Source organism: Chitinimonas taiwanensis DSM 18899 (assembly GCF_900119825.1).
Lineage (GTDB): Bacteria > Pseudomonadota > Gammaproteobacteria > Burkholderiales > Chitinimonadaceae > Chitinimonas > Chitinimonas taiwanensis.
This window is the reverse complement of sequence record NZ_FPKR01000007.1, coordinates 197,362-219,590: the sequence shown is the minus strand read 5'-3', so window position 1 is coordinate 219,590 and position 22,229 is coordinate 197,362. Positions and strand designations below refer to the sequence as shown.

The following is a 22,229-nucleotide window of genomic DNA, read 5'->3' as shown; positions in this document are numbered from 1 at the left end:
TAACCGCCCAAGATGACAAGCACCAGCAAGCAGCCGCTTGTTAGAGCGTCTCCGCTACCAACGCAGCAGGGCTGAACCCCAGGCAAAACCGCCGCCTATGCCTTCCAGCATGATCAGATCGCCACGCTGGAACCTGCCCTCACGCGCGGCATGGTCGAGCGCCAGCGGAATAGAAGCCGCCGAGGTATTGCCATGCTGCGCAAGCGTGACCACCACCTTGTCCATGCTCAAACCCAGGTGGCGCGCCGTCGATTCAATGATGCGGATATTGGCCTGATGCGGCACCAACCAGTTCAGCTCAGACTGGGCGATACCCGCCGCCTCCAGCGTCTCGGAGGCAAGCTCAGCCAGGGCCTTGACGGCAAATTTGAATACCGCCTGCCCATCCATATGCAGGAAGGGCTTACCACGCACATCGCCATGCATGATGCTGGCCGGCGTGGTCAGGATATCGCGATAGCGACCATCGGCCTTGAGCTTGGTCACTAAAATACCCGGCTCTTCCGACGCCTTGAGCACCACCGCCCCGGCACCATCGCCAAACAGCACGCAGGTCGTACGGTCATCCCAATCCAGAATGCGCGAGAACACCTCGGCGCCAACCACCAGAGCCGTCTTGGCCATGCCGCCACGCACGAACTGGTCGGCCGTGGCCAGCGCATAGGCAAAACCGGCGCACACCGCCTGCACGTCGAAGGCCGGACAGCCATGCACGCCAAGCTTGTCCTGCAGAATGCAGGCGGCACTCGGGAAAACCACATCCGGCGTGGTGGTCGCGACGATGATCAGATCCAAGTCCGCCGCCGTCACGCCTGCCGAGGCCAGTGCCGCCTGCGCCGCCTTCAGCGCCAGATCACTGGTCAACTCATCGGGGGCGGCGATATGGCGCTGGCGTATGCCTGTGCGCGTGACGATCCACTCATCGCTGGTTTCCACCTGCTGCGCCAGCTCGGCATTGCCCAGCACGCGCTCGGGCAGATAACTACCCGTACCGGCGATACGGGCGTAGATTTGGGTACTGCGCATAGACAACACTCCATCGGTGGCGAGGTCCGCCACCCCTAGCTTGGGAATAAGCCGCTGTGCTCATGGGCGCAGCGGTCGCTTATATAAGGTGCAGTGCGCTTTCGCGCCCTAGATCTCCAGCGGATCGGCGCTGGCTGCCGCATGGCCGGACATGGTTTCGCTGATCTTGCTCAGCACACCCGAGCTCGCCTCTTCCAAGGCCTGCTCCATGGCGTAATAGAAGGCCAGCTTGTCGGCGCCGCCATGACTCTTCACTACGATGCCGCGCAGGCCAAGCAGACTGGCGCCGTTATAACGACGGGTATCCATGCGATGGCGGAAACTCATCAGCACCGGCATGGCCACCACGGCAATCAGCTTGCGCCACCAGCTTTTGAAGAATTCCTCCTTCAAGAACTCGGTCAGCATCTTGGCCAGACCCTCCGAGGTCTTCAACGCCACATTGCCGGTAAAGCCGTCGCACACCACCACATCCACGGTGCCTTTGTAGATGTCATTGCCTTCCACATTGCCATAGAAGTTCAGCCGCGAGGCCTTGAGCAGCTCGCCGGCCGCCTTGACCGTCTCATTACCCTTGATGTCTTCCGAGCCGATATTCAGCAAGCCCACACTGGGGCGTTCGTTATGGTTCAAGGCGCCATACAGCGCCGAGCCCATGACCGCGAACTGGTAGAGCTGTTCGGGCGAGCAATCCACATTCGCGCCCAGGTCGAGCACGCAACTGGTGCCGCGCATGGTGGGCATCAGCTTGGCGATCGCCGGTCGCTCGATGCCCGCCAGGGTCTTCAGCACGAAGCGCGCCGTGGCCATCAAGGCGCCGGTATTGCCGGCCGATACACAGGCATGCGCCTCGCCACTCTTGACCAGATTGATCGCGACGCGCATCGAGGAATCTTTTTTGTTTTTCAGCGCCAGCTGGGGCGGCTCATCCATCGCCACCACCTCGCTGGCATGATGAATACGCAGGCGCGGCCCAGTCTTGGCATGGCGCGCCTTGAGCTCGGCCTCGATCGCGTCCTGCAGACCGACCAGCACAACATTGACCTCAGGATGCGCCTTGAGGAACTTGAGCGCGGCAGGCACGGTGACATGCGTACCGTGATCGCCGCCCATTGCATCGATTGCGACTGTGATTTCCATGCGGGGAAGAGTAAGTGCTACTGCGAGCCGCGCCAAGCGCTAGCTCGAAAGAAAAAGGCGCGCTCCAAGAGCGCGCCTTTGTGTGCAGCGTACAGCCAAAGCGGCAATTATTCGCCCTTGGCCTTAACCACGCGACGACCACGGTAGAAGCCGTTCGGGCTGATGTGGTGACGCAGGTGGGCTTCGCCAGTGCTCGGCTCAATGGCCAGAGCAGGGGCGGTCAGGAAGTCATGAGCGCGATGCATGCCGCGCTTGGACGGGGATTTTTTGTTCTGTTGAACGGCCATGGTTGTGCTCCTAGATCAAACTTTAAAAACTACTAACTCTGAAAACGGCTTAGTTGTCGCCGCGCTTTAACTTGGCCTTGAAATCCGCCAGCACGGCAAACGGGTTAGGCTTTTGCGGCAAGATATCCGCCGCTGCCGCCACCCCAACATCCGACTCACAGCTTTCATGACTCGGCGCAAAGGGCAACGCCAGTAAAATCTCGTCCTCGATCAGATTGAGCAGCGCGAACTCGCGCTCAAACATCAATCCTTCCAGATCCTCATCTTCAGCCTCGGCCGCTTCCAAGCGTGCCTCATCCGAAAACAGCGCAAAGCGCGTCGCCACATCCAGCTCGAAGGGCATCGCTGCCAGACAGCGCTGGCACTTGAGCTGAAACTGCGCCGTCAAACGCAAATCCAGACACAGGCGCTGCAAGCGATCGGTACTGCCAACTAGCGCATACTCGATCACACCGCCGCTAAGCACTTCATGCGCGACGCGGGGCAGTTCACTGAGTGTCAATTCGCCCGCCAGCACGCGTTGCTGCCTTGCAAACTGACCGTTATCGAAGATGAGCTCGGACATAAACCGCGGATGATATACTTTCTGCCAGCAAAACGTCAAAGAAATCTGCTGCTTAGCCCAGCCGACTCCACCATCAAGCAACACTTGTCGCTTACATTTTCGCCCATGACCCCAACACAACTCGTACTCGGCTCCACCTCGCCCTATCGACGCGAACTGCTGGCGCGCCTGGGCCTACCCTTTACCGTGGCCGCACCAGACTGCGACGAGACGCCACTAGCCGGAGAAAGCGCGGCCGATACCGCGACTCGACTGGCCTGCAACAAAGCAACTTCTCTGGCCAAGCAGTTCCCGAATGCACTGATCATCGGATCCGACCAGGTTGCCTTGCTGCACGGCGAGCAACTTGGCAAACCCGGCAATTTCGAACGCGCCTTTGCCCAGCTCAGCCGCATGCGCGGCCAGACTATCGTCTTTCACACCGCGCTTGCGCTACACAATAGCGCCAGCGGCCACACGCAACAGGTGGTCGTACCCTGGCAGGTCAGCATGCGCGACTACAGCGATGCCGAGATCCGCCACTATCTAGAACGTGAACAGCCTTACGACTGCGCAGGCAGCGCCAAGACCGAAGGATTGGGCATCGCCATGATAGAGAACATGGCCGGTAGCGACCCCGCCGCCATCATTGGCCTGCCGCTGATTGAACTATGCCGCATGCTGCGCACAGAAGGATTTCCCCTGCTATGAAGACCGGCACCCTGTATCTGGTTCCCGCCCCATTGGGCGAGGGCCGCCTGGATAACATCCTGCCTGCCGATGTGCGCCTACTGGCCAATCGTATCGAGCACTGGATTGTCGAGCATCCGAAAACCGCGCGCGCTTTCCTCAAGCTCTATGGTCCCGACCGACAGATCGCCAGCCTGCAGATGCGCGAACTGAATGAACACACCAAGGACACGGAACTGGCCAACTTGTTGGCGCCGCTGCGCGCTGGCCACGATGTGGGCCTAATGTCGGAAGCCGGCTGCCCTGGCGTGGCCGACCCCGGCGCCAAGCTGGCGCGACTTGCGCACGCGGAAGGTATTCGCGTTGCACCGCTGGTGGGCCCCTCCTCCATCCTGCTTGCCTTGATGGCCTCTGGCGCCAGCGGCCAGCGCTTTCGCTTTCACGGCTATCTGCCCGTTGAAACCGGCCCGCGCCAGGACAAGCTGCGCGAATTGGAACGCGACTCGGCCAAGCTGGACGAAGCCCAGCTGTTTATCGAAACCCCCTACCGCAACGATGCCATGCTGGATGCCGCGCTGCAGGCTTGCAAGCCAGGCACGTGGCTGACCATTGCGCGCGACCTGACCACGGACGATGAGCTGGTGATTTCGCAGCCACTGGCGCAGTGGAAAAGCAAGCCGCGCCCCGAACTGAAGAAGCGCCCGGCCATGTTTGTGCTCTACGCCGGCAAATAAGACAGGCAGCCGTCCATTTCTGCGCGAGTAAAATCGCCCCATTCGGCCCCGCGGCCACCATACGCAGACCCTCATCATGAAAATTGCGCTTGCCCAGTTCAATGCTACCGTCGGCGACCTCGCCGGCAATACCGATCAAATCATCGCCCTGATGCAGCAGGCCCGCGCCGATGGCGCCGACATCCTGCTAGTGCCAGAGCTGGCCATTTCCGGCTACCCACCCGAAGACCTGCTACTGCGCCCGAGCTTCTATGCCGCCTGCAATGTGCAATTGGATCGCATCCTGGATGTAGCCGATGGGATTACCGTCGTGGTCGGCCATCCACAGCAATTGGGCGAGGAGCGCTTCAATGCCGTGACGGTGGTGCGCGACGGCAACTATGTCGCCCGTTACCATAAAATGGTGTTGCCGAATAACGAGGTATTCGATGAGTGCCGCTATTTCACACCCGGCGCCCACAGCTGCGTGTTCGAACAGCGCTGCCATGATGGCAGCACAGTGCAGGTGGGCGTGCTGATCTGTGAGGATATCTGGCACCTGGAGCCGGCTGCAGAAGCGGCCGAGCAGGGTGCGCAGATTTTGCTGGTACCGAACGCCTCCCCGTATCACCTAGGCAAGGAAGCGGTACGCGAAGAGATTGTTCGCCAGCGTGCGGAAGAAACCGGCCTGCCTATCGTTTATTGCAACTGGGTGGGCGGACAGGATGAGCTGGTGTTCGACGGCGCCAGCTTCGCCATGAACAAACAGGGGGAGGTTGTCGCCAAATCGCCGAGCTTTGCCCCCGATCTTGCCATGCTCAACTTTGTGGAAGGCGATCTGGCGCGCAGCGAAATTCACGCCACACCAAATCGCGAAGCGGGCGTCTACCAGGCGCTCGTTCTGGCCACGCGCGATTACATCAACAAGAACCGCTTCCCCGGCGTAATCATCGGCCTCTCCGGCGGTATCGACTCGGCACTAACCTTGGCCATCGCCGTTGACGCACTGGGCGCCGATCGGGTGCGCGCCGTCATGATGCCCTCGCGTTACACCGCACAGATCAGCCTGGACGATTCGCGCGATATGGTCGCCCGCCTCGGCGTTCAGTACGACGAAATCAGCATCGAACCCATGTACGAGGCCTTCACCACCGCGCTGGCACCGCAATTCGCCGGCCTGGCCGCCGACACCACGGAAGAGAATCTGCAGTCGCGCATTCGCGGCGTGATCCTGATGGCGCTCTCCAACAAGACTGGCCGCCTCGTGCTAACCACCGGTAATAAATCGGAGATGACGACCGGCTATGCAACGCTGTATGGCGATATGGCGGGCGGCTATGCCGTGCTAAAGGATATTGCCAAGACCTTGGTCTACCAGCTCTCCACTTACCGCAACAGCCTGCAGGCCATTATTCCCGAGCGCATCATCGCCCGCCCGCCGTCGGCCGAGCTGCGCGAAGATCAGGTCGACCAGGACAGCCTGCCGCCCTATGACATCCTCGATGCCATCATGGCGCGCTATGTGGAAGACAACCAATCCATCGCCGACATCATCGCCGCCGGCTTTACCGAGGCCGATGTGCTGCGCGTGGTCAAGCTGCTGAAGGTGAATGAATACAAACGCCGTCAGGCGGCGGTGGGTGCGCGCATCACCCCGCGTGGATTTGGGCGGGATTGGCGGTATCCGATTACCAACGCGTACCTAGAGTAGAAAAAAAGAAAACCCGCGAAATCGCGGGTTTTCTTTTACTAGCCAACCTGTTCTAAATCACCAGAATTTATAGCCCGCTGTCAAATAAACGAAGCGCGCACGTGGATCATACTGGCTGATGTCATAACCATATTGGAACTGGTTACTAACCGGAATATAAACCGGCGGCTCGTCATCCAGAACATTCTTAACCCCCAACCCGAGCTTGAGACCCTTGATACCGGTATACGAGGCATTCAGGTCAAAAGTGGACTGACTGGGGACGTAGTGTGGATTACCCAAAAGGTCATCACTATCACGATAACCCTTGTAGAAGTTCTGAGTTACGCCAGCGCCCCAACCACCACGACTCCAGTTCGCAGAGAGAGAGTGCTTCCAGCGCAGAATGACGCCACCGCCATCAGCCCCAAGCACAGGCGTACCATCCGCATTTACGGTAGTACCGACCTTGTGCGAAACCTCTCCACCCGGACTAGTTTGGTCAAACTTGGTCATGTAAGTACCAGCTAAAGCAAACTTCATCTTGCCAAAGAAGAAGTTGCGAGCATAGTTCATGTCCAAATCCACACCGCGTACTTTGGCCCGGCCGTAGTTACCAATGGTCTGAGTGATACCACTAATATCGCCCGTCTGAGTAACTGTTACCTTATCCAGATAGGCCGAGTTCCCGGCACGGAAGCCAGAAACTACTTCTTGCGCAGAGGGAGTCGCAATGATGTCGTCAATTTGAATACTGAACAGATCAACTGCAGCCGAGAAACTACCATTCGGCGCAAAAACGACACCCAAGGACCATTGCTGAGATTCTTCCGGCTTCAACTTCGGATTACCGCCGGTCAAAGACGTAACTTGCAGATCTTTCAATCCGGTCAACGGATCATCAAACTGCTCAGAGCTACCAGTACTTTGAGGCTGCCAAAGATCCGTCAGAGTTGGCGCGCGGAACCCTGTACCTGCGGAAACGCGAGCCAAGAAGCTCGGCACAGGCTGCCAACGCAAACTAGCCTTGTAGTTTGTGGAATTGCCTACATCGTTATAACGATCGTGGCGGATAGCGAGACCACCCTCAATTTGCTTCGTAACGGGGATGATTACCTCGCCAAATGCAGCTGTGACTTTACGATCACGATTCACAGGAGGCACAGAGCCACCCAAGCCTGCGATATCACCGGTTTCCAGCGCTGGACTTGGATTAGTTACGTACTCCTCCTTACGCCACTGGCCACCAGCAGCGTACATGACGGAAGAATCGCCGAACGCAAACAATTCACCACTCAGCTTACCGTCTACCACGTCACTGGAAGACTTAGCTTTTAGGGTACCACCTGTATAGGCGGCCTCCTTCAATGCGGCTTTCAGCGCGTCATTCCCCAAGCCATCAGCGGCCCATGGATTCCAATTATTGGCATCATTGATGATCTTGACGTATTTAACCTGCGAGAAGTAACCATCAGTGACTACACCATCCGTCTTGCTCTCATTCTTCGAGTAAGCAAGCTCATAGTCTTGATCTGCGATTAGACCGCGGACCCCTGCAACAAAGCGTGTCTGCTCAGCCGTATCCTTGTTAGCCCGGCCACCAAACCCCAAAGTACGAGAAGTGACTGCCAACGTCTGCCCTACCAATGCCCCTGCACCGATCGAATTCAGGTAATCGGCTGCAATCTGGTAATTAGGGTTAGTTGGTCGGAATAAAAGCGCATTCGACACACCCTGCTCTGCAAAAAGAGAATCGGTTTCAAGGAAACTCTCTCGAATTGGGTTAGCCTGATAGGCCTGCTTCACGATGCTCTTCGAATACAAAGCATCCGCAAACAGCTCAGCATTCTCCGTCAGCTTTAGAGTGAAATTACCAGAGAAGTTCAGCAGCTCACGATCTGGAATCAAACCAACGAAAGGCGCGCTATCAAAAGCACAGTATTTTCCGCCCTTGGAAGTGTTGCCAGCCAAAAACATCTGCTGAGCCTCACAATTATTGCTACCCGCCAATGGGTTACCATAACCAGTGCCTGGAGAAGTACCCCACAAAGTCGGATGCTGCGTACCAGCAGAGCCTACACCGGTGCTCTCAGTAAATACCCCTTCGATATTACCTTGGCCAGTAGCGCCATTTACAAAATACGGAAAGCGATTACCCGACTTAGCAAATTCACGGTCTGCCGCTTTAAGCGTCTTTTCCTTCTCATAGGAAGCCGATAGGGTGATATTGAAACCATTCTCATTGATGTCACCAAAGCCGCCGACTAAAGCAACTTTGTTCGTATCACCACCACCGCTACGGGTTGGCTGACCCGTTTGACCTTCGATCTCCAGACCTTGGTAGTTCTTCGTCAGAATGAAGTTAACCACGCCAGCGATTGCATCTGAACCATAAACACCGGAAGCGCCATCCTTCAGAACCTCAATACGCTCAATCGCAGCAAGAGGGATAGCATTCACATTCACTGTTGCACCACCGCCACCAGCAAATGCAGCGACGCGACGGCCATTGACCAGGACCAGCGTACGATCACTTTCCAGACCACGCAGCGAAACAGATGACAGACCGTACGTTGACGACCCGGCACCGGTAGCCCCCTGGATGGCACCCGAAGTGGATACCGCGGTCAAATTCTGCAATAGCTGTTCAGTGCTAGTTGCGCCGGTGCGCGCGATGTCATCACGAGTGACAACCTGAACCGGGAGTGCGCCTTCTTTAGCGATACGCTTAATGCTCGAGCCGGTGATTTCAATCTTCTCCGCCTTCTGCACTTCGTCCGCAGCGTGAGCCATACCAGCCGAACCTACGAAGCCGATCATCCCAATTGCATATGCAAGCTGCTTGATCCTCATTCGAGTGATCTCCCCAACAGTAAGTCAATGTTTGATGGCCGCTGCCGTCCAATTTGTATGGGTATCGACAGCGTCCATCCTGATGCGCCGATCAGACGCGCCCTCGAACAGCATTTTTTGTGCCACTAAACCTTTGCTGTCGCTGATCGAGATACTTGTTTGATCCTACTTACAAGCTCGCATTACTAGCAATTGCTCGATACAGATTTGCAACAATCTTGCCAACAGCGTTGTCAAAAAACAACGTCAAGATAGAAGCAAAGTACAAGCAAGGCTTTGATAAATAAATACACATACCTCATTTAGGCGATACTCAAAAACAACAAACCCCGCCAAGCGGGGTTTGTTGTAAGAAGGATGAAACTAGGGCTTTACCGCCTTCGCCGCCTGGGCGGGCTTTGCGACTGGCTTGGCGCCACCACTCACACTCGCCTCCTTACGCAGCTTCTCAACCATGGCCTTGCCGATGCCGTTGACCTTCTCCAGGTCTTCCACTGACTTGAAAGGCCCGTTTTTGGTGCGGTATTCAACGATGGCTTGCGCCTTCTTGGCGCCGATGCCGGGCAGTGCCTCGAGTTCAGTGGCATTGGCGGTGTTGATGTTGACGACAGCCTGGGCCGGCAGGGCGAGTAAGGCCAGGGCGGCCAGGGTGCTGGCTAGCAGTGCTTTCATTGCAACGTCCTCCTGAGTTTATGGTGCTTGGTATATCCGGTGCGGAAATATATTCCGCCCAAGCAAGCTAGGCCTTGGCGTAGTGCTTTTCAAGCCGAAGCGGACGGCGCGCTGGTGGCATGGCGCGGTGGGAATACTAGCCCGCGGCCCCGTATTCACGAGCCTGGCGACAGGGCGTGCAAAGCTAGCCCTGGAAGCAAAGCAGTCCTTGGCGGCTCAGCGGCAAGCATGCCAAGCCTTCCGGCCACTGCTACAGTAAAGCCACATCAACCTAGTAAGCATTGCTCCATGCACCACTGGCTCTTCCTGCTTGCCGTACTGATTCAGCCCTTTGCCCTCGCCACGCAGCTGGTACGCGTGGGGGTGGCGGAATTTCCGCCCTATATCGAGAAGCGCCAGACGGTTGCGGGCGAGAGCCTGCACGTGGAATTGCTCGAGTTGATGAATGCCTTCCAGAGCGAGTACCGCTTTGTGCCGGTCGCCACTGGTACGGTGCGCCGTTTCCAAGACTTCGATGCGGGTAAGTACGATATGTCCAGCTTCGACAACCTGGCCTGGGGCTGGGGTAAACGACCAGTAGTGGCGTCCGAGGTCTATCTGCGTGGTGGCGAGGTCTATGTGGCGTTGGCTCAGGCTGGGCGGGATCAGCGCTTCTTTGATGATCTGGCTGGCAAACGCATGATAGGCATGCTCGGCTATCACTATGGCTTTGCCGGCTTTAAGAACGACGCCAGTTATTTACGCAAGCACTTCCGCATGTCGTTCAGCAATGACAATGCATCGACCCTGAAGCTACTGCTGGCCGGGCGCGGCGATATCGCGGTGGTCACCGAGGCCTATCTGGCCATTTATCTGAAGCGCCACCCTGCCCTGCGCGAGCAATTATTGATCTCCGAGCGCAAGGATCAGGAATACGCGCACACCATCATCCTGCGCCAGGGCATACGTCCGAGTGTGGAGGAGATCAATACCCTGCTGCGTAGGATGCGCGCGGCGGGCGTGCTGGCCCCCCTGTGGCGCAAGTACGGCGCAGCGGACGACTAGATCCCACAACAGCTTGCCAATAGCCCATCCGCGCCAGCATCGCCCCCCAGATACTTGCGACTTCCTCCGCCCCGCTGCGCAGCCACTTATCGCGCGCAGTCGTCGCCAAAGGCAAAGCGCATCGATAGATCGATGGCCTGCACATCCTTGGTCAGCTTGCCGATCGAGATCCGGTCGACACCGGTCTCGGCAATCGCGCGCACGCTCTGCCTATCCACCCCACCGCTGGCTTCCAGCAACGCCTTACCGGCACTGCGCTGCACGGCCGTGCGCATATCATCCAAGCTCATATTGTCGAGCAGGACCGAGCGCGCACCGGCGGCCAGCGCCTCGTCGAGCTCTGCGAGGTTCTCCACCTCGATCTGTATGCTCACCTCGGCCGGCGCCAGTGTCAGCGCTGCTTGCATCACGGCAGCGATGCTGCCTGCGGCGGCGATATGGTTTTCCTTGATCAGAATGCCGTCGTACAGACCGATGCGCTGGTTCTCCCCGCCACCCACAGTGACCGCGTATTTCTGCGCCAGGCGCAGACCCGGCAAGGTCTTGCGCGTGTCGTGAATCTTGGCGCGCGTGCCGGCCACGGCATCCACATAGCGTCGGGTTTCGCTGGCCACGGCCGACAAGGTCTGCAGGAAGTTCAATGCGCTGCGCTCGGCCGTCAGTAGCGCCCGCGCCGGACCGACGATTTCGCACAACACGGTATTGGCCGGCAGTAGCGCGCCCTCGGCCACCAGCCAGCGCACCGTTACCTGCGGATCAACCTGGCGGAAGCACTCGTCAAACCAAGCCTGACCGCACAACACCGCGTCTTCACGCAGCAATACGGTGGCACGCCCCATGCGCTCGGGCGCAATCAGCATGGCGGTCCAGTCGGCACGGCCGATGTCTTCTGCCAGGGCGGTGGCAACGTGTTGGGCAATCAGGTGGGCAGCGGGCAAAGACATGGTGGATGATCGGCTATCGATGAAGCGGGCATTGTAACCCGGCCAAGAAAAACGCCGGCGCAGGGCCGGCGTGTGAATGAATACGCAACGTATTTCAGGGGAGATCAACATTGCGAGCGTCAGGCTAAAGTGCACAGGCTAAATTGTCGTGACAGCTGCGACGAAATGCCGGCTGGCTGGACTGGATGGCAATGTCACCCGACAAAACGCAGCACTTACAGGCCGGCGCGGAAGCCGTACTGGCGGCTCCAGGCCTTGCGCACCGCAATCTTCATGCTTTCGCTCAGCGGTACATAACCCAGTTCTCGCGCAGCCGCATCGCCCGACTTGAAGCCCGCATAGAGGAAGGAAAGCACAGCCTGCGCCTCCTTGCCCGAGCGCGGGACCAAGGCAAAGGTAGCGGTTGTGAGGGGCCAGCCCGCATAGGTGTCGTTGTCCACCAGCAGCAGGTAGAAGTCGGGGTCGCCGCTATACAGCAGCTTTTCTGCATCGAACTTGGCGGCGGCCAGGATGGATTCGGGGCTGGCTTTCACAAACACGCCATAGCGATTGGGCAGCTGGGCGATATTGGCCTTCTCGCGCAGTGCGCGGCCATATTCCATATAGGCGAGCGAACCGAGCGTATTCTTGCTCAGCGCCACCACGCCGCCATTACCCTTGGCCAGCGCCGCATTCAGACCAGCCATCTCCTTGCTGACCCCACGCGTCTTCTGCCAGGCCGGCGCGCGTGCATTCAGATAATAGGTAAAGGCGAAGGTAGTACCCGAGCTCTCGGCGCGGGCAATCGGCCGAATCGGCAGATCGGGAATCTTGCTGGCGATCTCTTCGTTCAGGTTCAGGATGGCCGCATCGTTCCAGCGCCGGATATTGCCCAGATAGATGGCGGCCAACACTTCGGCATTCAGCTTCAGCGCGCCGGCAGGTACGCCGGGCAGGTTCACTACCGGCACGATAGCCCCCATGGCCACCGGATACTGGCGCAGCCCCTGTTCCTCCAGCACCGCACGCTTGAGCGGCTCGTCCGAGCCGCCAAAGTCCACCGCGCGCGCTACGGCGCGTTTTACCCCTTCGCCCGAGCCTACGCCCTCGTAGCTGAGCTCGCCGCCGCCAGCCTGGCGATAGGCCTCGCCCCACTGCTTGTACAGCGGTTCGGCGAAGGTCGAGCCAGCCCCGCGCAAGGGAGCGGCCACGGCGCTAAGAGAGGAAGCCAGGCAGAGTGAGCCAAGCACAGACAGCAGGAGCGAGCGATTCATGACAGTTCAATGGCTTTTTGATGACAAGTTGCGACGCAGCATATGCGCCGTTTATGTCAGCCAGATGACAGTTCGGTTAAATCACCCCGTCCGCGGCTAGTCGAACAGCACGGCGGCCAGCACGCGACGGTCCTCCGCCACCAGGATATTGAAGGTGCGGCATAGGGCCGAGATATCCATGGCATCCACACCGATTTGCGCCTGCGCCAGGCTGCGACTCAGGCGTGGATGGGGGAACTGCAGGCGGCTGCCGGTCCCCAGCAGCACGACCTCGGGCTGGAAGGCCAGCAAGGCTTCGAAGTCCGCCTCCTGCAGATCGGCAAAGTTGGCGGGACGCCAGGGCTCGACGCTGGTCGGCAGCACCAGCAGGCTGCCGCTATGGCGCTGTTGATTCACGCTGACAAAGTCGCGGTCGTAACCGGTAAAGACATTCAGATGAGTAGGCTTGTCGGCATGCAGTTTCATGGTGTTCACCCGCTGGTTTGCGGCCGCCATTTTAGCGCCCGGCTCGGGAATAAGCGCCGCGCGCAAAGCGAATATTGCAGCGCAAGAAACTTTGCTACTATCGAACGCTCCCCTTAACACCCTTATTTATTAAGCCCGTATGCGCCCCGTCAAAAAATCGCAAAAGCTCGACAAGGTCTGTTACGAAATCCGCGGACCGGCTCTGGCGCGAGCGAAGCAGATGGAAGACGACGGTCAGCGCATCATCAAGCTTAATATCGGCAATCTGGCGGTATTCGGTTTCGAGCCACCGGAAGAGATCGTCCAGGACGTGATCGTCAATCTGCCGCATGCCGGCGGCTATGGCGATTCAAAGGGCATCTTCCCGGCCCGCAAGGCAGTCATGCACTACGCCCAGCAAAAGGGTATCAAGGGCGTCTCGGTCGAAGATATCTATATCGGTAATGGCGTGTCCGAGCTGATCCTGCTCAGCATGAACGCCCTGCTCGACAATGGTGACGAGGTCTTGGTACCTGCGCCCGACTACCCACTGTGGACGGCGGCCGTCGCGCTGTCCGGCGGTACGCCGCGCCATTATCTGTGCGAGGAAGAGCACGGCTGGCTGCCTGATCTGGCCGATATACGCGCCAAGATCACCGAGAACACCCGCGCCATCGTGGTCATCAACCCGAACAACCCAACTGGTGCGCTCTACCCCGACCATATCCTGGAAGGCATTTTGCAGATTGCCCGCGAGCACGGCCTGATCGTGTTCGCGGACGAGATCTACGACAAGATGCTCTACGACGGTCACACCCACACCAGCCTGGCCTCGCTGGCCGAGGACGTGTTCTGCGTGACCTTCAACGGCCTGTCCAAGAACTACCGCGCCTGCGGCTATCGCGCCGGCTGGATGATATTGAGCGGCGACAAGCGCCATGCGCAGGACTATATCGATGGCCTGAACATCGTCGCCTCGATGCGCTTGTGCGCGAATGTCCCCAGCCAGCATGCTATCCAGACCGCGCTGGGCGGCTACCAGAGCATCAATGAGCTGGTCGGCCCGAATGGCCGCCTGACCCGTCAGCGTGATCTGGCCTGGGAACGCCTGAACGCGATCCCCGGCGTGAGCTGCGTGAAGCCCAAGGGCGCCTTGTATCTGTTTCCCAAGCTCGACCCCAAGGTCTACCCGATCGTCGACGATCAGGCCTTTATCACTGAGCTGCTGGAGGAGGAGCGCGTGCTGCTCGTGCAGGGCACCGGCTTCAACTGGCATGCGCCCGACCATCTGCGCGTGGTCTTCCTGCCGCATATGGAAGAGCTGAACGAAGCGCTCGATCGCTTCGAACGCTTCCTGGCCAATTATCGAAAACGTCACGCTGGCTGAACCATGCACCTCCTCCGCCTGAACAATGCTGCCCATGAACTGATAGAACCCGATTGGCTGCTGCGGGCGGAGGCCATCCACCGCGAGCTGCGCCCGCAGCTGGCGGCAGACTACCCCGCACAAATGCGCGGCATCTTCGCCGATGGCGGCCAGATGGTGATCGCCCACAACGGTGAGGCGATTCTCGGCCTGGCGGTTTTCCGGCACTATCGCGATACCTTCTCCGGCACCAAGTTCTACGTGGACGACTTGGTGACCACCTCCCAGCAACGCTCACAAGGCGTTGGCAAATGCCTGCTCGACTGGCTTCAACAGGAAGCCATCCGCTGCGGCGCGACAAACTTCATGCTGGATTCCGGCACCCAGCGGATAGACGCGCATCGCTTCTATCACCGCGAGGGGCTGACCATCGCATCGTTCAATTTCAAAAAACCCTTGCAAGGCAAAACCGCATGAAACCCATTCAAGTTGGCTTATTGGGCTTCGGCACGGTCGGCTCGGGCGTGGCCAAGGTGCTCGCCCGAAATGCCGAGGAAATCGGCCGCCGCGCCGGCCGCGCCATCGAAGTGAAACGTGTCGCCGTACGCAATATCGACAAGGCCCGCGCCGCCGCGCCGTTGGCCGTCACCGAAGGCCTGGCTTTCGGCAACGATATGCAGGCCGTGGTGGATGACCCGGACATCAATATCGTCTGCGAGCTGATCGGTGGTACCACCTTGGCCAAGGACCTGGTACTGCGTGCGATTGCTAATGGCAAGCATGTGGTCACCGCCAACAAGGCCCTCTTGGCCATCCATGGCAACGAAATCTTCGCCGCCGCCCAGCAAGCCGGCGTGATGGTGATGTTCGAAGCGGCGGTGGCTGGCGGCATTCCCATCATCAAGGCGCTGCGCGAAGGCCTGACCGCCAACCGTATCGAATGGCTGGCCGGCATCATCAACGGCACGTCCAACTTCATCCTGACCGAGATGCGCGACAAGGGTGCTGCCTTTGCCGATGTGCTGGCCGAAGCACAGAAGCTCGGCTATGCCGAGGCCGACCCGACCTTCGATATCGAGGGCCACGACGCGGCGCATAAGCTGACCATCCTGGCCGCGATTGCCTTCGGCATTCCGATGCAATTCGACAAAGCCTATCTGGAAGGCATCAGCAAGCTCACGCGCGAGGACATCGCCTATGCCGAGGAACTCGGCTACCGCATCAAGCTGCTTGGCATCGCCAAGCGGCGCGCAAATGGCATTGAGCTGCGCGTACACCCAACGCTGATTCCGGCCAAGCGCATCATCGCCAATGTGGACGGCGTGATGAACGCCGTGGTGGTACAAGGCGACGCCGTTGGCCAGACCCTGTACTCGGGTCGTGGCGCCGGCTCCGAACCGACCGCCTCGGCCGTGGTGGCCGATCTGGTCGACGTAACCCGCCTCTTGACCGCCGACCCCGAGCACCGCGTGCCGCATCTGGCCTTCCAGCCCGACCGCCTGGCCGATCTGCCCATTCTGCCGATTGCCGAGGTGGAGACCTGCTACTACCTGCGCCTGCAGGCGCACGACCAGCCCGGCGTGATGGCCGATGTGACACGCATCCTGGCCGATGCCGGCATCTCCATCGACGCGATGATGCAGAAGGAGCCGGCCGAGGGGGAAAAGATCGTCGATATCGTGATCCTCACCCATGTCGCCATCGAGCGCAGCGTGGACGCCGCCATCGCCCGCATCGAAGCGCTGGAGACCATTGCTGGTCGCATCACCAAGCTGCGCTTGGAAAACCTGGATCGCTAACGTAGATGGCCGTGTCTGACCACAAGTCCCTACGTTGGCGCTTTGGCCAGTTCTGCTTGCTGGCACTACTGGCAAGCAGTGGCCAGGCCGCCAATCCGAGCGAGCATGAACAACGGCAGGCCGTCGTCAATGAAGCCTTCCAGCTTTGGCGCGATAAAGACTATGCGGGACTGAATCGGCTGCAACAGGACCTGATACAGCAGAAGCGGCGCAGTGAGAGTGGCGTTTGGCTGTTGGCGCCATTCAATAATGGCATTGCCCAGTTTGGCAGGCCGCGCGGCCGCGATCTGCCTGTGGCGGTGTGGGAAAAACTGGTTGCCGATACGCTTGAGTGGCAACAGGCAGATCCAGACTCGACCATGCCGCCCATACGCTTGGCACGGCTCTACCTGGAGCAAGCGTGGGAACTGCGTGGCGGCACCTTTGTTGCACATGTGCCAAAGGAGAACTGGCCGGCCATCTTCTTGCTGACTGATCAGGCCAAACAAGTACTGCTTTCGGTTAAAGAAAGAGCTGCTGGAGATCCGCATTGGTATACCGCCATGCTGGATGTACTGCGCCTCAACGGCGACGAAGCACTGTTTGTTCAGACACTGAATGAGGGCATGGCGCGATTTCCCGACTACCACGAGCTGTATTTTAGTGCGGCCATCACACTGCAGCCCAAGTGGGGCGGCTCGCTGGCGACCATACGGCGCTTGGCCCAGGAGGCGGTAAAGCGAAATCCAAACGCCGAAGGGCCTACGCTTTACGCCAGGATTTACTGGAGTCTTGGCCCCTCACTCGACAACGACTCCACAACCCTGGTCGACTGGCGGAAATCTGACTGGAAACGTTTAAAGGCCAGTTTCGATAGCTTGGTGACGCTGTACCCGTCCAGCTGGAACCGAACTGCCTATGCGTCGTTCGCCTGCCGCGCCTTGGACTTAAAAACCATGGATCAGCAGTTCAGTGTGCTCGGCTATGAACTCACACCAGGGGCTTGGCACAAGAGTGGGCAAGGCAAGTCGCCTTCCTACTGCCGCGCGCTGCTCAAAGCCTATGTGGACAAGGGTCGTAAGCCACTCAGCGACGACGAACTCGCACAATTCGATGCAAAGCAATTGATGGAAGAAGCGAAGCGCCTTAGCCAGCCGACGCCCTTTCCAGTCATCAATAATCTGAACCAGTATTGAGCCAGTTCGCCATAGACGCGCGCTTGCTCGTGGACCTACCACTATGAATTACATCAGCACACGCGGCGGCATGGCCGCGCAAGGCTTCAGCGATATCCTGCTCGGTGGTCTGGCGCCCGATGGCGGCCTGGTCGTACCGGATGTCTACCCGCAGATCGATAAGGCCACGCTGCAAAGCTGGCGCACGCTCAGCTACTCGCAGCTGGCCTTCGAGATCGTGTCGCGCTTTGCCACCGATATTCCAGCCGAGGATGTACGCCGCCTGGTCGAAGCAGCCTATACCGAGCAGGCTTTCGGCACGCCGGACATCACCCCGCTGACCGAACTGGAAAGCGGCCTGCATCTGCTGCACCTGTCCAATGGCCCGACCCTGGCCTTCAAGGACATTGCCATGCAGCTGCTAGGCCAGTTGTTTGAATATGTGCTGGCGCAGCGCGGCGAGGCGGTCAATATCATCGGCGCCACCTCGGGCGATACCGGCTCGGCAGCCGAGTACGCGATGCGCAGCAAGAAGGGCGTCAATGTGTTCATGCTCAGCCCGCATGGCCGCATGAGCCCCTTCCAACGCGCGCAGATGTTCAGCCTGCAGGACGCCAATATCCACAATATCGCCGTGGAAGGCACCTTCGACGACTGCCAGGACATCGTGAAGGCCATCAATAACGACGCGGCCTTCAAGCAGAAGTACAAGGTCAGCGCGGTCAATTCGATCAACTGGGGCCGCATCGTGGCCCAGGTCGTGTACTACTTCCGCGCCTATCTGCAGGTGGCGGGCCAGATTGGCGACGAGGTCGATTTCGTGGTGCCCTCGGGCAATTTCGGCAATATCTGCGCTGGCCATATCGCCCGCCAGATGGGTCTGCCGGTGGGCAAGCTGGTAGTCGCCACCAATGAAAACGATGTGCTGGATGAGTTCTTCCGCACCGGTCGCTACACGGTGCGCGCGTCCAAGGACACGCATGCAACCTCCAGCCCCTCGATGGATATCTCCAAGGCTTCCAATCTCGAGCGCTTCGTGTTCGATCTGATTGAGCGCGACAGCGCAGCGCTGGCCGGACTGTGGCGCGACGTCGATAGCACCGGTGGCTTCGACCTGGGCAAGACGCCGTTCTTCGCGCGCATGGTGGGCGAGTTCGGTTTCAGCTCGGGCAAGAGCACCCATGCCGACCGCATCGCCACCATCCGTGCCGCCAAGGCCAAGTGGAATGTGGTACTCGACCCGCACACGGCCGATGGCGTGAAGGTGGCGCTGGAAGCACGCCGCCCCGGCGTGCCGATGGTGACGCTGGAAACCGCGCTGCCGGCCAAGTTCGAGGCCACCATCCTGGAGGCGCTGAACGAGACCCCACCGCGCCCCGCCGCGCTCGCCAATTTGGAAAGCCTGCCCCAGCGTAGCGAGGTACTGCCCAATGATGTGGAGGCAGTGAAGCGCTATGTAGTGGATGCGCTGAACTAAGCGCGGCCCACAGCAAAAAAGGCGTCCCTAGGGACGCCTTTTTTGTTGCCGCTCACCCGATCAGTGCTTGCCGGCAAAGGCCGCCTGCATGGCCTTGTCGCGGCGAGCCTGGGCGGACAGCATCAGGCGGTTGGAGATCACCACGAAGACCGTGACCACCACGATGATCACCGTGGCCAGGGCATTCACCTCCGGCGTCGGGCCGATGCGCACCGAGGAGAAGATCCACTGCGGCATGGTGGTGGAGCCGGGGCCGGACAGGAAGGCGGTCAGCACATAGTCGTCCAGCGACAGAGTGAAGCTGAGCAGCCAGCCCGACACCAGGGCCGGCGCAATCACCGGGATGGTGATGACGAAGAACACCTTGAACGGATGGCAGCCAAGGTCCATGGCGGCATCTTCCAGCGAGCGGTCGAGCTCCTTCAGGCGCGACTGCACCAGCACCGCCACATACGCCATGCACAGCGTGGTGTGGCCTATCCAGATGGTGATCATGCCGCGCTCGCCAAAGGCCCAGCAGCCAAGGCGGCCGACCAGGCCCTGCGGGTCTTCCACCGAGCAGCCGAGGCTGGACTGCAGCGACACGAAGAGCAGCAGCATGGACAGGCCGACGATCACCTCCGGCATGACCATCGGTGCCGTGGTCAGGCCAGCGAACAGCGACTTGCCCTTGAAGCGTCCGAAGCGTGCCAGCACGAAGCCCGCCACCGTACCCAGCACCACCGCTAGGGTAGCGGCCAGGAAGGCGATCTTGAAGCTCAGCCCGGCAGCACTCAGGAGGCTGTCATTGCGGAACATCTCGCCATACCACTTGAGCGAGAAACCGCCCCACACCGTGACCAGGCGCGACTCGTTGAAGGAGAAGATGACCAGGCTGAGGATGGGCGCATACAGGAAGAAGAAGCCCAGCAGCATGAAAAGGCGATTGGATAGCGGCATCTTGTTCATGCGGCCTCCTGTTGTTTCTGTTCAAAGCGTTGGAACCAGACGATGGGCGCGATCAGCAGCGCCAGCATCACCACGGCCACCGCTGATGCCTGCGGCCAATCCAGATTCGGGCCGAAGTCATCCATCAGCTTGTTGCCGATGAACACCACATCGCCACCACCGAGCAGGGCCGGGATCACGTATTCGCCCACCGCCGGAATGAACACCATCATGCATCCGGCGATGATGCCGGCCTTGGACAGCGGCAGGGTGATCTGGAAGAAGGTGGTCCACTTGCTGGCACCGAGGTCGGCCGCTGCCTCGAATAAGCGGCTATCCAGCTTGGTCAGGTGCGCGTACAGCGGCAGGATCATGAAGGGCAGATAGTTGTAGACCATGCCGATCAGCACCGAGAACGGCGTGTACAGCATCTGCAGCGGCGCATCGATCAGGCCCATGCCGAGCAGCAGATTATTGATGATGCCATTGTCCTTTAGGATGCCTATCCACGCATACACGCGCAGCAGGAAGGAGGTCCAGAACGGGATCATCACCAGCATCAGCAGCGTGTTGCGTGTCGCCTCGCTGGCGCGCGCGATATTGTAGGCAAGCGGATAGCCGATCAGCAGGGTGAACACCATGGTGAAGAAGGCCAGCTTGATGGCATTCCAGTAAGCGATCACATACTGGCTTTGCTCGGCCGCCTCGGACCAGGACGTGGTGCCAAAGGACTTCACCTCGTCGAGAATGGTCGTGTACTTGCTGGTGTTCAGCGTGATGGTGGTCTTGCTGTCCTCATGCGTCATCAAGGGCGTGTAGGGTGGCTGCGAGATATCGGGCTCGGCAAAGCTGATCTTGAGCACGAAGAAAAACGGCAGCACGAAGAAAAACAGCAGCCACAGATAGGGCACAGCGATCACGCCGCTACGCCCCCCGGGCAGGAATTTACTCAGCCATTTTTTCATGATGTCAGCACCACGCCGGCGTCATTGCGCCATTTGACCGCGATCTCATCGCCCCAGGTTGCCGGCTTCTCGCTGCCCCAGTGGCTGGTCGGCACGTTCACGATCACCACCCGGCCCGAGGCGAGCTTGATGTGGTAGACCGAGTGCGAGCCCAGATAGGCGATATCGTGCACCTTGCCGCCCACCCAGTTGTATTTCTCATCCGGCTGCGCCCGGCATAGCGTCATGTCTTCCGGGCGGATCGAGTACCAGACATTCATGCCCTTGGGGCCGGTCACGCCGTGGTCGACATAGATACCGCGCCCCAGCTCCGGGCTCTCGATCACGATATGATCGGGCTCGTCCACCACTAGGCGGCCTTCGAAGATATTGGTCGAGCCGATGAACTCGGCGGTAAAGCGGCAGTTCGGGTATTCGTAGATCTCGCGCGGGCCGCCCACCTGCATGAGCTTGCCTTCGCTCATGATGGCGATACGGCTGGCCATGGTCATCGCCTCTTCCTGATCATGGGTAACCATGATGCAAGTCACGCCCACGGTTTCGATCACATTGACCAGCTCGAACTGAGTCTGCACACGCAGCTTCTTGTCCAGCGCGCCAAGCGGCTCGTCCAGCAGCAGGAGCTTGGGACGCTTGGCCAGCGAGCGCGCCAGGGCCACGCGCTGCTGCTGACCACCGGACAGCTGATGCGGCTTGCGCTGCGCGTATTTGCGCATCTGCACCAGGTCGAGCATCTTGCCGACCCGTTCGGCAATCTCATCCTTGGGCAGCTTGTCCTGCTTGAGGCCGAAGGCAATGTTCTGCTCGACCGTCATATGCGGGAACAGCGCATAGCTCTGGAACATCATGTTCACCGGGCGCACATAGGGCTGCAGATCGGTGATGTCCTGTCCGTCCAGGATGATGCGGCCCTCGGTCGGCGTTTCCATGCCGGCCAGCATGCGCAGCAGAGTGGATTTGCCCGAACCCGAGCTGCCCAACAGGGCGAAGATTTCATTCTTGGGAATGATCAGGTCTACATCATCGACCGCATAGAAGTCACCGAACTTCTTGGTAACGCCCTTGATCTCCAGATAATGCTTGTGCTTGCTGTCGCCGTTTGCGACTTCGGTCGGTGTTACCGCCACGATAGGGACTCCATGCAGGTGCAGTATTCGGTCATTGCCAAATCAAACGCGCGCGGCAGCGCCGGGTGCGTTTGATTTGATAACGAACGGTTCGATGAAACAAGAAAAAGGGCC

General features: G+C 59.4%; 21 protein-coding genes. 9 read left to right on the top strand and 12 right to left on the bottom strand.

The features are described 5' to 3' along the window. Window positions 1-54: 54 nt before the first annotated feature. From BT173_RS10595 to BT173_RS10580, 4 genes are all read right to left on the bottom strand, one after another. Entirely contained in the window at window positions 55-1,026 is a 972-nt protein-coding gene (locus BT173_RS10595; RefSeq protein ID WP_072428615.1) for a beta-ketoacyl-ACP synthase III, read from the bottom strand. Window positions 1,027-1,134: 108 nt separating this feature from the next. Continuing rightward, a complete protein-coding gene (gene plsX / locus BT173_RS10590) occupies window positions 1,135-2,166 on the bottom strand; it encodes a phosphate acyltransferase PlsX (protein ID WP_072428614.1) in 1,032 nt (343 codons plus the stop codon). 107 nt (window positions 2,167-2,273) lie between these two features. Further along, on the bottom strand, window positions 2,274-2,453 hold the full coding sequence (gene rpmF, locus BT173_RS10585) for a 50S ribosomal protein L32 (protein WP_072428613.1): 180 nt from the start codon (window positions 2,451-2,453) through the stop codon (window positions 2,274-2,276). Between the two features lie 49 nt (window positions 2,454-2,502). Beyond that, window positions 2,503-3,018, bottom strand: coding sequence for a YceD family protein (locus tag BT173_RS10580; protein WP_072428612.1), 516 nt, complete (start codon window positions 3,016-3,018; stop codon window positions 2,503-2,505). Window positions 3,019-3,123: 105 nt separating this feature from the next. Here BT173_RS10580 and BT173_RS10575 point away from each other — a divergent pair, with 105 nt between their 5' ends. From BT173_RS10575 to BT173_RS10565, 3 genes are all read left to right on the top strand, one after another. Beyond that, window positions 3,124-3,708 carry a Maf family protein gene (locus BT173_RS10575; protein WP_072428611.1) on the top strand — a complete coding sequence of 195 codons (585 nt, stop codon included), beginning with the start codon at window positions 3,124-3,126 and terminating at the stop codon, window positions 3,706-3,708. Beyond that, on the top strand, window positions 3,705-4,421 hold the full coding sequence (locus BT173_RS10570) for an SAM-dependent methyltransferase (RefSeq protein ID WP_072428610.1): 717 nt from the start codon (window positions 3,705-3,707) through the stop codon (window positions 4,419-4,421). Before BT173_RS10575 ends, BT173_RS10570 begins: the two co-directional genes overlap by 4 nt. A 76-nt stretch (window positions 4,422-4,497) precedes the next feature. After that, a complete protein-coding gene (locus tag BT173_RS10565) occupies window positions 4,498-6,111 on the top strand; it encodes an NAD+ synthase (protein ID WP_072428609.1) in 1,614 nt (537 codons plus the stop codon). Between the two features lie 57 nt (window positions 6,112-6,168). On the opposite strand, the gene BT173_RS10560 is transcribed toward BT173_RS10565, so the two are convergent. Next, window positions 6,169-8,943 (bottom strand): TonB-dependent receptor, encoded by a 2,775-nt coding sequence (locus BT173_RS10560; RefSeq protein ID WP_072428608.1) that lies wholly within the window; start codon window positions 8,941-8,943, stop codon window positions 6,169-6,171. A gap of 363 nt (window positions 8,944-9,306) precedes the next feature. Next, entirely contained in the window at window positions 9,307-9,615 is a 309-nt protein-coding gene (locus BT173_RS10555) for a ComEA family DNA-binding protein (RefSeq protein WP_072428607.1), read from the bottom strand. A gap of 288 nt (window positions 9,616-9,903) precedes the next feature. Between BT173_RS10555 and BT173_RS10550 the strand changes: the two genes are divergently transcribed. Next, entirely contained in the window at window positions 9,904-10,659 is a 756-nt protein-coding gene (locus tag BT173_RS10550) for a substrate-binding periplasmic protein (RefSeq protein WP_072428606.1), read from the top strand. 86 nt (window positions 10,660-10,745) lie between these two features. Here the strand turns inward: BT173_RS10550 and nadC are convergent, their stop codons facing one another. The 3 genes from nadC to BT173_RS10535 all read right to left on the bottom strand — a co-directional run bounded on the left by nadC (window position 10,746) and on the right by BT173_RS10535 (window position 13,321). Then, entirely contained in the window at window positions 10,746-11,603 is an 858-nt protein-coding gene (nadC, locus tag BT173_RS10545) for a carboxylating nicotinate-nucleotide diphosphorylase (protein ID WP_072428605.1), read from the bottom strand. Window positions 11,604-11,818: 215 nt separating this feature from the next. Continuing rightward, the gene (pstS, locus tag BT173_RS10540) at window positions 11,819-12,856 is read right to left on the bottom strand and encodes a phosphate ABC transporter substrate-binding protein PstS (protein ID WP_072428604.1); all 1,038 of its coding nucleotides are present in this window, start codon (window positions 12,854-12,856) and stop codon (window positions 11,819-11,821) included. 96 nt (window positions 12,857-12,952) lie between these two features. Next, complete coding sequence (locus tag BT173_RS10535; RefSeq protein WP_072428645.1) at window positions 12,953-13,321, bottom strand: Mth938-like domain-containing protein; 369 nt, start codon at window positions 13,319-13,321, stop codon at window positions 12,953-12,955. A gap of 139 nt (window positions 13,322-13,460) precedes the next feature. On the opposite strand from BT173_RS10535, the gene BT173_RS10530 reads away from it, so the two are divergent. From BT173_RS10530 to thrC, 5 genes are read left to right on the top strand one after another with little or no spacing between them, the layout of a single operon-like run. After that, window positions 13,461-14,687 (top strand): pyridoxal phosphate-dependent aminotransferase, encoded by a 1,227-nt coding sequence (locus BT173_RS10530; RefSeq protein ID WP_072428603.1) that lies wholly within the window; start codon window positions 13,461-13,463, stop codon window positions 14,685-14,687. A gap of 3 nt (window positions 14,688-14,690) precedes the next feature. Beyond that, the gene (locus BT173_RS10525) at window positions 14,691-15,143 is read left to right on the top strand and encodes a GNAT family N-acetyltransferase (RefSeq protein ID WP_072428602.1); all 453 of its coding nucleotides are present in this window, start codon (window positions 14,691-14,693) and stop codon (window positions 15,141-15,143) included. After that, complete coding sequence (locus tag BT173_RS10520; RefSeq protein WP_072428601.1) at window positions 15,140-16,465, top strand: homoserine dehydrogenase; 1,326 nt, start codon at window positions 15,140-15,142, stop codon at window positions 16,463-16,465. The genes BT173_RS10525 and BT173_RS10520 overlap by 4 nt, the downstream gene beginning before the upstream one ends. 5 nt (window positions 16,466-16,470) lie before the next feature. Further along, window positions 16,471-17,640 carry a hypothetical protein gene (locus BT173_RS10515; RefSeq protein ID WP_072428600.1) on the top strand — a complete coding sequence of 390 codons (1,170 nt, stop codon included), beginning with the start codon at window positions 16,471-16,473 and terminating at the stop codon, window positions 17,638-17,640. 43 nt (window positions 17,641-17,683) lie between these two features. Beyond that, complete coding sequence (thrC, locus tag BT173_RS10510) at window positions 17,684-19,096, top strand: threonine synthase (protein WP_072428599.1); 1,413 nt, start codon at window positions 17,684-17,686, stop codon at window positions 19,094-19,096. Between the two features lie 60 nt (window positions 19,097-19,156). On the opposite strand, the gene BT173_RS10505 is transcribed toward thrC, so the two are convergent. The 3 genes from BT173_RS10505 to BT173_RS10495 are packed head-to-tail and all read right to left on the bottom strand — an operon-like array spanning window position 19,157 to window position 22,115. Then, on the bottom strand, window positions 19,157-20,044 hold the full coding sequence (locus tag BT173_RS10505) for an ABC transporter permease subunit (protein ID WP_072428598.1): 888 nt from the start codon (window positions 20,042-20,044) through the stop codon (window positions 19,157-19,159). Continuing rightward, the gene (locus BT173_RS10500) at window positions 20,041-20,988 is read right to left on the bottom strand and encodes an ABC transporter permease subunit (RefSeq protein ID WP_072428597.1); all 948 of its coding nucleotides are present in this window, start codon (window positions 20,986-20,988) and stop codon (window positions 20,041-20,043) included. The genes BT173_RS10505 and BT173_RS10500 overlap by 4 nt, the downstream gene beginning before the upstream one ends. Then, the gene (locus BT173_RS10495) at window positions 20,985-22,115 is read right to left on the bottom strand and encodes an ABC transporter ATP-binding protein (protein ID WP_072428596.1); all 1,131 of its coding nucleotides are present in this window, start codon (window positions 22,113-22,115) and stop codon (window positions 20,985-20,987) included. Before BT173_RS10495 ends, BT173_RS10500 begins: the two co-directional genes overlap by 4 nt. Window positions 22,116-22,229 lie beyond the last annotated feature (114 nt).